The organism is Candidatus Zixiibacteriota bacterium, from assembly GCA_014728145.1.
In the GTDB taxonomy this organism is placed as follows: domain Bacteria; phylum Zixibacteria; class MSB-5A5; order JAABVY01; family JAABVY01; genus WJMC01.
The window spans coordinates 1-12006 of record WJMC01000063.1; the positions used below are offsets into that span (position 1 = coordinate 1).

General features: G+C 50.6%; 13 protein-coding genes, 1 tRNA gene and 1 other RNA gene. 4 read left to right on the plus strand and 11 right to left on the minus strand.

What is annotated here, in order from left to right:
• The 11 genes from GF404_03780 to GF404_03830 form a co-directional block, all read right to left on the minus strand.
• Positions 1–380, minus strand: a 380-nt coding sequence (locus tag GF404_03780) for a DinB family protein (protein MBD3381300.1), incomplete at its 3' end; no start/stop codon positions are given.
• A 57-nt stretch (positions 381–437) separates the two neighbouring features.
• Positions 438–1115 carry a hypothetical protein gene (locus GF404_03785; protein ID MBD3381301.1) on the minus strand — a complete coding sequence of 226 codons (678 nt, stop codon included), beginning with the start codon at positions 1113–1115 and terminating at the stop codon, positions 438–440.
• A gap of 55 nt (positions 1116–1170) precedes the next feature.
• Positions 1171–1767: a recombination protein RecR gene (gene recR / locus GF404_03790; GenBank protein MBD3381302.1), complete on the minus strand. Its 597-nt coding sequence runs from the start codon at positions 1765–1767 to the stop codon at positions 1171–1173.
• A gap of 6 nt (positions 1768–1773) precedes the next feature.
• Entirely contained in the window at positions 1774–2097 is a 324-nt protein-coding gene (locus tag GF404_03795; protein MBD3381303.1) for a YbaB/EbfC family nucleoid-associated protein, read from the minus strand.
• Entirely contained in the window at positions 2090–3841 is a 1752-nt protein-coding gene (dnaX, locus tag GF404_03800) for a DNA polymerase III subunit gamma/tau (protein MBD3381304.1), read from the minus strand. Before dnaX ends, GF404_03795 begins: the two co-directional genes overlap by 8 nt.
• Positions 3842–3870: 29 nt before the next feature.
• An RNA gene (gene ffs / locus GF404_03805) (signal recognition particle sRNA large type) lies at positions 3871–4135 on the minus strand.
• An 11-nt stretch (positions 4136–4146) separates the two neighbouring features.
• Positions 4147–4219, minus strand: a tRNA-Ala gene (locus GF404_03810).
• 37 nt (positions 4220–4256) lie between these two features.
• The gene (locus tag GF404_03815; GenBank protein ID MBD3381305.1) at positions 4257–5135 is read right to left on the minus strand and encodes an EamA family transporter; all 879 of its coding nucleotides are present in this window, start codon (positions 5133–5135) and stop codon (positions 4257–4259) included.
• Positions 5136–5248: 113 nt separating this feature from the next.
• Positions 5249–5662, minus strand: coding sequence for an Rrf2 family transcriptional regulator (locus GF404_03820; GenBank protein ID MBD3381306.1), 414 nt, complete (start codon positions 5660–5662; stop codon positions 5249–5251).
• Positions 5663–5937: 275 nt separating this feature from the next.
• A complete protein-coding gene (rpmB, locus tag GF404_03825) occupies positions 5938–6147 on the minus strand; it encodes a 50S ribosomal protein L28 (protein ID MBD3381307.1) in 210 nt (69 codons plus the stop codon).
• A gap of 61 nt (positions 6148–6208) precedes the next feature.
• Positions 6209–8881: a valine--tRNA ligase gene (locus GF404_03830; GenBank protein ID MBD3381308.1), complete on the minus strand. Its 2673-nt coding sequence runs from the start codon at positions 8879–8881 to the stop codon at positions 6209–6211.
• A gap of 157 nt (positions 8882–9038) precedes the next feature.
• Between GF404_03830 and mazG the strand changes: the two genes are divergently transcribed.
• The 4 genes from mazG (at position 9039) to GF404_03850 (ending at position 11791) form a co-directional block, all read left to right on the plus strand.
• Complete coding sequence (gene mazG, locus GF404_03835) at positions 9039–9821, plus strand: nucleoside triphosphate pyrophosphohydrolase (GenBank protein MBD3381309.1); 783 nt, start codon at positions 9039–9041, stop codon at positions 9819–9821.
• A gap of 2 nt (positions 9822–9823) precedes the next feature.
• Positions 9824–10345: a hypothetical protein gene (locus GF404_03840; protein MBD3381310.1), complete on the plus strand. Its 522-nt coding sequence runs from the start codon at positions 9824–9826 to the stop codon at positions 10343–10345.
• Between the two features lie 105 nt (positions 10346–10450).
• Positions 10451–11455, plus strand: a complete 1005-nt coding sequence (locus GF404_03845; protein ID MBD3381311.1) for a hypothetical protein — start codon at positions 10451–10453, stop codon at positions 11453–11455.
• A gap of 21 nt (positions 11456–11476) precedes the next feature.
• A complete protein-coding gene (locus GF404_03850; protein ID MBD3381312.1) occupies positions 11477–11791 on the plus strand; it encodes a DUF3179 domain-containing protein in 315 nt (104 codons plus the stop codon).
• Positions 11792–12006: the final 215 nt, after the last annotated feature.

Sequence of the window (12006 nt, forward strand, 5' to 3'; positions counted from 1 at the left end):
CGGCGCATCTCCACTTTCCCGAAAGCATATTTCGTCGCCGCTTCCTGAGCGGTCATAGCCTGGATAGTCACCCGGCATCGTCTGCGACCATGCTCCAGGTAAGTCAATAGCTCATCTTTTGAGTAAACCCTCTCGGGCATTACTCCGGCCGGATCGAGTTCCTCCAGCCCGAACGGTTGCGGTGGTTTGAAACCCTCGATCGAACCATACAGATAACAGTCCAGCCAGAACAGAGTATGGTATGCCATGTACCAGAATTCATGTTTCTCACTCTTATCAGCCCAGAGATCATCGGGACATTCGATGATCGCGTTTTTGAGCATATCGATAGCCGCCCCGAACTGGCTCCAGACTATTTCCTTGAATATCTTCTCGTTCATTACTACCACCTTATAAATTTAACTATTGTAGTTTCAAAGCTCGGACAGAATAAAAAATCAATCGAAAATAATCGGGATAAATACCGCAACCAAAAGTGCTGTATTCATTGCTTCCACAGCTTCTTTTGCAGCACTTGCGGTCAAGCTACCTTCAGAGATCTGCTTAATCCGATCTTCTCTGGCCTTCAAATCATTTTTGTCGAACTTCTGATGCAACAGGTGAGTTTGATTCGCCAGCGCAACCAGGACGGCATCGCGCGGATCGACATTGGAATCAACGGAGAAAATCGCATTGCGTAATCTTTCGACTATTTCTCGTTCAGGCTCCGGATCGAGTTCGGGATAAATCTTGCGATTGAACAGAAGCAGAATCTTGTCCTCATCAGCTCTAAGTATTCCTCTTTGAACAAGTCTGTGCGCTGTCCGATGAACCAGCTTTTTCAGCGTAGCCAGATGTTCGATCCACTCTCCAAGCGTCTGTTCTCGTTTAGATTTCGCAATTTTTGAAAGCGCTTCATCCAGAATTTCGTCATGCAGGGTACTTGGATCGAGCAGGCGAATTTTCTGTTTTTCATCTTCTGCCGGGAGCAACTCGATCCGCTTATTGAGCATCAATTCGGTCATGATCGCGGCCGCCAGCGGATACTCGATCGACTCCGAAGCCGCCACAGTCCCGCTTTCTTCTTTCAAGGCCAGAAGCATAAATTCTTCATAAAGCTTAAGATCGTATGACATATAAGTCCCTGCTTATAGTTTTTTGAAGTATTTACGAAATTGAACAGGTACAGTTTCACAATTCCCGGCGGTTGGAGATAGCCTGCGAGAGGGTGGTGTTGTCGGCATATTCCAGATCGGAGCCAACCGGAAGACCGCGCGCGATCCGGGTCACACGAACACCTATTGGTTTGATCAGCTTGGTCAGAAACGAGGCGGTGGCTTCACCTTCGACATTGGGATTGGTGGCGATGATGACCTCGGACACATCACCCCGCAGACGCTCGATCAGTTCTTTGGCGTGAATCTGTTCCGGCCCGACACCATCCAGGGGAGAAAGCACACCGCCCAGCACATGATAGAGACCGTTGTACTCCCCGGTTCGTTCCAGGGCCCACAGGTCGGAAGCCTCTTCGACCACGCAGATCACTTCCTGCTGACGCCTGGCCGACTGGCATATCGCGCACGGGTCATCTTCGGTGATGTTGAAACAGATCGAGCAGGGACGCACTTTCTCGCGCGCGTTCATGATTGCCTCGGACAGTTCCAGGACGTTCTTTTTATCCTGTTTCAGAATCCAGAACGCAAGCCTCTGGGCAGTCTTTCGCCCTATCCCGGGCAGACGCGAGAGCTCCCGGATCAATTTTTCTAAGGTTTGTGAGGATGACAGCATCGATGCTTACATCAAACCGCTCAGGCCGGGTATGTTGAGGCCTCCAGTGATCTCATCCATCTTCTCAGAAGCCAGATCCGAAGCCGCCTTCTGGGCCTGGTTGACAGCCGCCACGATCAAATCCTGAAGCATCTCGACATCATCAGGATCAACCACTTCCTTGTCGATCACGATTTCGACCAGCTCCTGGCGACCGTTGGCGACAGCTTTGACCATACCGCCCCCGGCAGTACCTTCGACTCTTTCCTCGGCCAGCTGTTCCTGCACCTCGGCCATCCTGGCCTGCATCTTCTGGACCTGCTTCATCATGTTGCCGAAACCCTTAGCCATTACCGTCTCCTTTATTTCTACGGTTCACTTTTACCGATTTAACTTCACCGCCGATTTTGTCGACGATCTTTTTCAATTCCGGTTTCCTCTCGAGCAATTCCTCGGCGCTGATATCGTTGGCGTCATTGCGATCATCCCCCCCGGAGGGTGCCTTGTTCCTGTCGACTTTAAATTTCAAGTTGAGCTTCCGGCCAAAAACCGATTCCATGTGCTGTTCCAAAATCCTGCGATGCTCCATACGTTCGAAAATCTGCGGGTAAGACGTACCGTTGGCGGCAAAAGTCAACTCGGCTTCCTTCTCCGATAGACGGGTCAATTCACCCGAACCCAGCATCTCCCCCAGTATCCTCTGGTCTGCTTTTACCCGTCTGATAAAATCGATCCAGGTCGCCGGACGCACCTCGACCGGCACAGCCCCGGCCGACGACTGCGGAGAAGCGGGCTCATCCGGATTAGCGGAAGCTTGCCTGGAACTACCGGAGTTCAAGTTATCCTTAGCATGTGCTGATGGCTTCGGCTTAATCTGCCTGGCGCGCGAGACTTGTTGCGAATTAGAGTCAGAAGCTGATTTAAACGAAGCTGAGCCGGAAGAAGCGGTGGATTCGCCGGAAGTCAACTGGCCGAGTTTGTCCAGAACCTGTTCGAGAGTAACCGAGGACTCCATCTTCACCAGCCTGAGCATGGCCACCTCGAAATAGAGAGCCGGGTCTGCTCCCGCTTTGAGATCAGCGCGGAGCTCGGACAGCATACGGATCACACGGAAGATATCGTTGTCGGTGAAGCCGTCTTTTAAAGCCATATATTTTTTCTGGAAATAATCCGAAACTGCCAGGTAATCTGTGGCCTTTTGCGCGGTGTTAACGATCAGGAGCTTGCGGAAGTGTTCCTGCATATCCTCGATGAACTGGTTGATATCGATCCCGCCGGTAATCATCCGCTCGATCAGATCAAGCGTTTTGTTGACATCTTTTTCGAGCACGCAGGAGGTCAATTCGAAAATCAAATCAAGGTCGACCAACCCCAGTGATTCAGCGATCAATTTACGCGAGATACGACCTTCGGCAACCGCTATCACCTGTTCAAAAATCGAGAGCGAATCGCGCATCGAACCATCACCCTTCTGGGCAATCAAAGCCAGGGCGTCCTCGTCGATTTCAATCTCCTCCATTTGCGCCAGCTTGCCGAGGTAAGCCGTCAGTTCGCTAAACGGTACGCGCCTGAAATCATAGCGCTGGCATCGGGATAAAATCGTGGCCGGAAGCTTCTGCGGTTCGGTGGTGGCAAAGATGAAAATCACATGGGCCGGCGGTTCTTCGAGTGTTTTTAGAAGCGCGTCGAAAGCATTGGCCGAGAGCCTGTGGACCTCATCGATGATGTAAATCTTGTAATTGCCGGCCGCCGGCGTGTAACGGGCATTATCGCGCAGGTCGCGGACATCGTCTACACCCGTATGCGAGGCGGCATCGATTTCGATCACATCCAGCGAAGAGCTGGCCGTGATCTGCTGACAGTTAAGGCATTCGTTACAAGGTTCAGGTGTGGGACCCTGTTCACAGTTCAAGGCTTTGGCGAGTACCCGGGCGGTAGTCGTTTTGCCGGTACCGCGCGTGCCGGTGAACAGGTAAGCATGAGAGAAACGTTTCTGCCTGATCGCGTTCTGGAGCGTTTTTGTGATATGCTCCTGCGCGACCACATCCTCGAATCTCTGCGGTCGATATTTACGAGCCAGAACCAGGTATGACATAAATTTATATATCCGGATTAGAAATTTACCCGTGCACCCGCTATCGGCCCCGCAAGCGCGGACCGTCAGCCCCAGCCAGCTCAGGTCAAGCAACCCCGTATCACATCCAGGGAGCTTCTTACCGCTGCTACCTTCCGGTCCTGACGGGGTTCAGAAACTATGGATTGCACGGGACCTGACCATCAACACCGCTTAAGACTTTCGCCCCGGCCGCTGACAGGCCTCTAGCGGGAATTCAGCCCCGGTATAGCGGATTCCGGGTACAGGGCACCGCTAGCTCCCCACTTAGCACGGAAAAAATTTTATGGAGCAGAGCGGGCTCGAACCGCCGACCTGTACGTTGCGAACGTACCGCTCTCCCAGCTGAGCTACTGCCCCATCGCAAACCCATATCTAACAATTTACTGCATCTAAATCAAGCGATATTTTTACGCTCCGAATAAAACAGCGTAACCACCCCGGCAAAGATCAAAAGCGCGCCATAGATCGTCGTTTCGGGCGGAATTTCCTTGAATATAAGCCAGGCATAAAAGCTCGCTCCAACAGGTTCACCCAATATCGAAGTTCCCACCAGGTAGGCACGCATCTGCTTCAGAGCCCAACTGTAAAGCGTATGGCCTAAAACCGTCGGAATCAGTCCCAGACAGAGAAGCCAGATATGTTGCCTGAGAGGAAAATCGTAGCTGAAATCGGAGAATATCAAAACACCCGCAAGCAGAAACAGGGCCGAACTGGCATATACTATCTGCACATAAGCCAGATTCGCCACCCGCTGGCGGACCTGTCGTCCCAGAAAAAGGTAAATCGCGACACAGACAGCACCCGCAATCGCCAAAAGATCGCCCTTGATATAGTCACCGGTGAACCTGAGATCGCCCAGACCTATCACGATTGCTCCTGAAAGAGCCAAAAGTATGGCCAGAATCGACGTACCCCGAACTTTCTCAGAAGTGAACAGCATCGAAAACAACACCAGAAAGATCGGCTGGGTAGTCACAAGGACAGTCGAACTGGCAACCGTAGTGTAAAACAGCGATGAGATCCAGGTGCCAAAATGGAGTGCCAGGATAAACCCGATAAAGACCATCATTAAAAAGTCCCTGCGGCTGATCCCGATAAAGATCTTTTTGGCCCGTATCAGGCTGACTGGCAGAAGCAGAGCAGTCGCCCAGGCCATGCGGTAAAACGAGATCAGAAGCGGGTCGATCCCATCGCACCAGCGTATAAAAATCGCCGCCCATCCGACCGACAGCATGGCCAGAAAAAGAATTGAAAATGCGTAATTAACCTGCACCGGGTTAAATTACGGATTCCCCCTTTTAAAACAAGCTAAAAAGCTTGCAGAGCCCCCTGCCGCGAAGCGGCTGTTTGATTTCCGCAATTTGCGGGCGATCTATAATATCGTGTTTACTTCTTAATAAACTTCGGATCATCAAATGATACCGACTGCAACTCCTTGACTACATTCTTCTGGATCTTTTTCCAGAACGGAATCATGGCACTCGAGGTCTTCTGGGTTCCCAGGCCGTCAGCGCCCTCTTCCAGGCTGAGACTGACATGGACTTCGCCCTGCATCGCCTCAATCACGTTCAGGAAGTTGATCTTTGACCTGTCAGTTGCCAGGGTGTAACCACCCGTGACGCCCTGGAAGGATTTCAGAAATCCCGCCCGGCACAACTCTTTGAGGATCTTGGCCAGAAAATCACGCGGGATACCCTCGGCCTCTGCGATTTCAGAAATCGAAGATCTCTTGCCATCCGGCTGGTTAACCAGATAGGTCACTGCTCTTAAGGCATAATCAGACTTACGAGATATCTGCATTGGTAAACCTTTCCATAAAATGTTTATACCCTTGAGTCCTATTTACAAACTCAGCCTCGTATATCTATAATACTACTTTTTAAAGTATAACACAATAGTTTTTCGCAGGTTTCATAAAATATTACAAAAACAGTTATATTTAACCCCGGCAACTACCACACAACACGTCAACTCTTTATATTTTAATGGATTACGCCTCACGCCACAGATCGGACCGCCCCCAAAAAAAATGGCGCCGGGAATAAACGGACAGCTTCAATACCGGGGAAGGATATCTATGCTACCGAGGGGCGCCGGGGAGCTTTGATTACTTTGCCGGCTTTCAAACAGGATGAGCAGACCCTGATGCGTTTGATTTTGGTGCCGACTTTGGCCCGGACTCTATGAAGATTCGGGTTAAACCTGCGATTGGTCAGGTTATGGGCATGGGAGACGTTATGACCGAACATCGGCCTCTTCCCACAGATATCGCAAACTTTCGCCACTTTTTCCTCCTCAAATAAAACCGGATAATAAACAAATCGATCTCCAATGGCAAGCAAAATCTTACCAGCCGACGATCTGTTCCAGGTTTTTATTGAGTTTATCAATTATTTGTTCGAAATCTTTTTTCTTGTTCTTCTCTTTTTCGACCACTTCCCTGGGTGCCTGGCGCACGAACTCCATATTGCCCAGTTTCTTGGTGGTCTTTTCGAGCTGTTTCTTAACTTTTTCGAGCTCTTTGTCGATTCTCTTTTTTTCCGTGTCGATATCAATCAACCCGGCCAGCGGGATATAGATTTCCGCCCCGCGGATGACTGCTGATGCCGACTGTGAAGGCCTTTTGATATCCTGGCCGACAAACAGGTTTTCGATCCGGGCCAGGTTGCGGATATAATCAGAATAATCTTCAATCACGGTCAACAGGTCACCGTTATCTATACGGATATAGACATCGGCACGCTTGGAGGGCGGAACATTCATTTCCGCCCGAGTGGATCGGATTGTCGAGACGACATGCTGAATCGAGTCCATTTTTTTCTCAAGATGTTCATCGATCAGGCTCTCGTCGGCTTCGGGAAACTTCTGAGTAGTAATCGTCTGCCCGGAATCATCCGCCATTTCACGCACACGATGCCAGGTTTCCTCGGTCAAAAACGGCATATAGGGGCTTAAAAGCCTGAGAATATTATCGAGCACATAGGCCAGCACATTACGCACCGCTGCCTGCTGATCGGCATTGTCGGAATCATACAGACGGGGCTTGGAGAGTTCCACAAACCAATCGCAATAGTCGCGCCAGATGAAGTCGTAGAGATTCTTGGCCGCCGCCGACAGACGGAAGCGATCCAGATTCCTGCGGACATCCCGGATAGTAGCGTTCATACGCGACAGGATCCAGCGGTCGATCAGGTCGAGATGCTGATCATTTATAATCCGTTCGAAATTCTCGGCCGAAAATTCCTCGCCCAGATTCATCCGCACAAAACGCGCCGCGTTCCAGAGCTTGTTGCCGAAATTGCGTCCCAACTCGAATGTATTGAACGTGATACAGGGATCCTGCCCCTCCGGTGTTGCCAGAAGCAGTGAGATCCTGAGGCTGTCTGCCCCGTATTCCTTGATTACATCGCGCGGGTCGATTCCATTACCGAGCGATTTGGACATCTTGCGCCCCTGCCCGTCCCGCACTGTGCCATGGATGTAAACATCGTTAAATGGAATTTCGCCCATGAACTTATAACCAGCCATGACCATCCGGGCGACCCATAAAAATATGATTTCCGAAGCTGTAAAAAGTGATTTGGTCGGATAAAAACGTTTAAGATCGGCAGTCTCTTCCGGCCATCCAAAAGTGGAAAACGGCCACAGCCACGAAGAGAACCAGGTATCCAGGACATCCTCGTCCTGATGAAAATCAGTTGATTCACATTCCGGGCACTTTTCAGGATCATGTTTGGAAGCCCAGACATGACTGCAGTCGTCGCAATAATAGATCGGAATCCTGTGACCCCACCAGAGCTGGCGAGAAATGCACCAGTCGCGGATATTTTCCAGCCAGTGCAGGTAGGTCTTGGACCAGTAATCGGGATGAAATCGGAGTTCACCCGACTTGACGGCGTCGATCGCCGGCCTGGCCATCGGTTTCATTTTGACATACCACTGGGTTGTCAAATATGGTTCTATGATCTCATGACACCGGTAACAGGTACCGGCCGAGACCTGGTAATCCTGCGTGTCGTTCAAATGACCTTTTTTGTCGAGTTCAGCCACGACCGCTTTACGCCCTTCGCGACGGTCGAGACCCTTGAATTTTCCGGCATTCTCGTTTAAGCGAGCGTCAGGGGTAAAAATATTTACGCGCGGCAGATCGTGTCTCTGGCCGATTTCAAAATCATTGGGATCGTGGGCCGGTGTAACCTTCAGAACACCGGTACCGAATTCGGGGTCGATATAATCATCGGCCACGATCGGAAGTTCACGCTCCAGGATCGGCAGAATCGCGGTCTTGCCGACATATTTTTGATATCTCTTATCAGACGGATTGACGGCCAATGCGGTATCACCCAGCATCGTCTCCGGACGGGTGGTCGCAACCGTCAGGTAACTGTCGGTGCCTTTGACTTTATAGCGGACATACCAGAGATGAGAGGAGAATTCTTCGTGTTCGACCTCGTCATCGGAAAGCGAGGTCAGACAGCGCGGGCACCAGTTGGTGATATATTCGCCACGGTAAATCAGTTTCTCCTCGTACAGGCGTATAAAAACCTCTTTGACCGCCTCGGAAAGTCCCTCATCCATTGTGAAACGCGCTCTCTCCCAGTCACAGGAACAGCCGATCTGCTGGAGCTGGTTGATGATATTCTGGTACTTCTCATCCTTCCAGGCCCAGACCCGTTCGAGAAACTTCTCACGGCCGACCTTCTGACGGCTGGTACCTTCCTTGACCAGTTCCTTTTCCACCTTGACCTGGGTGGCGATTCCGGCATGGTCGGCACCGGGAAGCCATTCAGCCTCGAAACCGTCCATCCGTTTCCAGCGGATCATGATATCCTGCAGGGTGTTATTGAGCGCATGCCCGAGATGCAAAACATCAGTGACATTGGGCGGGGGAATCACGATCGAATAGGCCGGACGCCCGTCGTCTTCAGCGGTAGCATGAAATATCCCCTGCTTGCGCCAGTAGTCGTACCACTTGTTCTCGGACTTATGCGGGTTGTACTGTTTAGGTATATCCACCATCTTTCTTTCCCAGTCAAAAAATTTCGACCTGATATGTTACATAAAATTCAGGTTTTGTCAAGAATTACTTAATTCGGGCTTTGACTAATCAAACTGCGTCTGTATATTCCACAAATATCGGTAAAGTTGCTAAAATATATTAACTTTGGGACTGAAAATGTCAAACTTCGATGAACTTGTCAGGATTATGAAAACCCTTCGATCTCCCTCCGGATGTCCCTGGGATTTGAAACAGACCCACTCAAGCCTGGTTCCTTACCTGCTCGAGGAAACTTACGAAGTCATTGAAGCTATTGAAAATAACCAGGCGGACAGGATGGCGGAGGAACTCGGCGACCTGCTTTTGCAGATTGTCTTTCACGCCCAGGTAGCCTCCGAGGATGGTCGCTTCGATATCGAGGATGTGGCCGCATCTATAAACAAAAAACTGATCCACCGCCATCCCCATATTTTCAAACAGAAACAGGACCTCAGCCCGGAAGAAGTTACCCAGAACTGGGAACAACTCAAGCTGGCCGAGAAAAAAGGACACAGGAAATCAGCCCTGGATGGTATCCCGAAAGTCCTGCCGGCGCTTTTAAAAGCATTCCGGCTCCAGCAGAAGGCTTCTCGATTCGGATTCGACTGGGAGAATTCGGAACAGGTCTATGAAAAGGTCGGCGAAGAAATGGAGGAACTAAAAGAAGCTCTGGATGCCTCCGATCACGACCAGATCGAGGAAGAAATCGGCGATCTGCTGTTCTCAGTGGTAAACCTGGCACGATTTCTCGAAATCGACCCTGAAAGCTCCCTTGCCCGTACAAATAAAAAGTTTCTGGACCGTTTTCTGTACGTCGAGAAAAAACTGGCAGAACAGGGCAGATCTCTTTCAGATTCAGACCTGGCCGAGATGGACGCGCTCTGGGATGAGTCCAAGAGCTTAATGAAAAAGGAGTCTTGATTATGAAATATATCGTGATCTCGTTAATAGTTCTAAGTTTAGTGGCAGTTTCCTGCCAGACCGATGATGAACCTGAAACGGTGCAGGAACTTATCCAGAAACGTCAGCAGGAAGAAGCCCGGAGAGCCGCCAATAAAGTCGAAGAGGAACTGGTCAAAGAGCCTCCGGTGACACTCGCCGAGGTCGAGGAAGGTTCCTGTGTGGAAGCGGCGCTCAAGTTTGCCACCGCCCTGGCCGAGGCCGATTCCGCCACAATGATGGCATACTCTACCGACACTATCCATTACCTGGTGCGGGCTATGTTCATGAATGAACCGATGATCGAACAGATCAAACAGCAAAAACAGATGGGATTCGCGATCAAGTCGGCCAGCAAAGTCACCAATCAGGGTAATGATACCGAGTGCAGGGTATGTATTACCGCCGCTTTCCGGGGTGAAGAGGACGAGGACTGCAGTTTCTATGTCATAAAAACTGACGGTCAATGGAAGGTCAATAATTTCGGTTCACCCGCAAATCAATAAAGTATTGCTTGAACATTATCGGACCCGGATCGTTATAGTTTACAAAGGCACTTGCTGTACCATTTAACCAGATGACAGAACGTCACTCAAACCTGGAGGTGCAGCATGGGAAAAAACCCATTACATCTGTTTTCCTTTCTCGCAGGATTACTACTGATTCCGATCGCGATCACGCATGCGGAATCGATGGTTTTTCCTGACCAGCCCGCCGATTTTGTCACTACCCCGGTCGGCCAGGATGTCGAGGTCGCATTCGGCGACAGCCTGGTAGTTACCTTCGACAGCGTCGCGGTCGAAGGCCAGACCGAACTCGTCACTCTCACCAGCGGACCACCGCTTCCACTCGAATTCGCTTCGTTTCCCCTCGATTCTGATTCGCGCTACTACCGTATGGCCAGTTCGGCATCATACTATGACAGCATCGAAATCTGTATCGCTTACGACCAGGATGTTTTCATCGGCGGGGAAACCGGTCTGGGGATGCTCTACCTCGACGATGGCAGATGGCGCGAAATAGCCATATCTGTCGACACGATTCAGAATACAATCTGCGGTAAAGCGCGCTCTCTGTCGACTTTCCTGATCGGCCAGACCTTTATGTGCGGTGATGCCAACAGCGATCTGAGCGTCGATGTCTCCGACGCGGTGTATATTATCAACTATGTCTTCGCCGGGGGCTCGATCCCTCTGCCGCTCGAATCAGCCCAGGTGAACTGCGATGACCTGATCGATGTCTCCGACGCGGTCTACCTGATCAATTTCGCTTTTGCCGGCGGGAATATGCCCTGCCATGACTGCGATGATGGAATCGAACGAATCGTAATCACCGACCAGACAGGATTCGACTGGGACGTCACCCATGCTTACTGGCAGTACGATCTTGATCCCGACAATTATAATTTTGGTCTTGGACCGTACGCTTTCACGCCAATCATCAACCCGGCTTTCCTGAAGCCCGGAGATGTCGGCTACCCGGCCCCCCATGAGACCTTCCGTGTAATCGGCACAACTGTCAATGGAAACTCACGGGCTTACCGGGTCCAGGATCTGACCAGCGTCGAGACCGCCAACGACACGATCACAAATGAAGCTTTGCTGGTCGCCTACTGACCGCTTCGTGATGTGTCTGTCGTGAACAGACGAAATATCGAGGACCAGACCCTGACTTTCTCCCCTTCCGGCTGGACTTATAATTACACATTCGTTCTGTGGGATTATGAAACCGGGAGTATGTGGCTTCCAGTCAATTGTGATTGCGGACCGCCATTTACCAAACTGGAAGTTTCCCATCAACCGGCGGAAACCGAGAACAGGCAGTTCCGCTGTATATCCGGGGAGCATGCCGACCGGATGCTGGCCGAGTTTCCGTTGACCGTCACCACCTGGAGCGATTGGGTCAATGACCATCCCCAGTCTTGGCTGATGGATCCGTACAACAACAAATAACGGGAATGATGCCCAACGACCTCTCCGTAAGCGGTGTCATCAGCCTCATTTATTCCAGAGGACTGATGTTCCATCCAGAAACCCCGGTTGAGTGCCATCCGGGGTTTTGTTGTGCAAAACAGCATCGAACTAAAAACAATCTCACTAACAGAACGGTATTCTTGTCCCCTGGTATATATGAATTTATTCATCACTAATTATTTTTATAACATTTA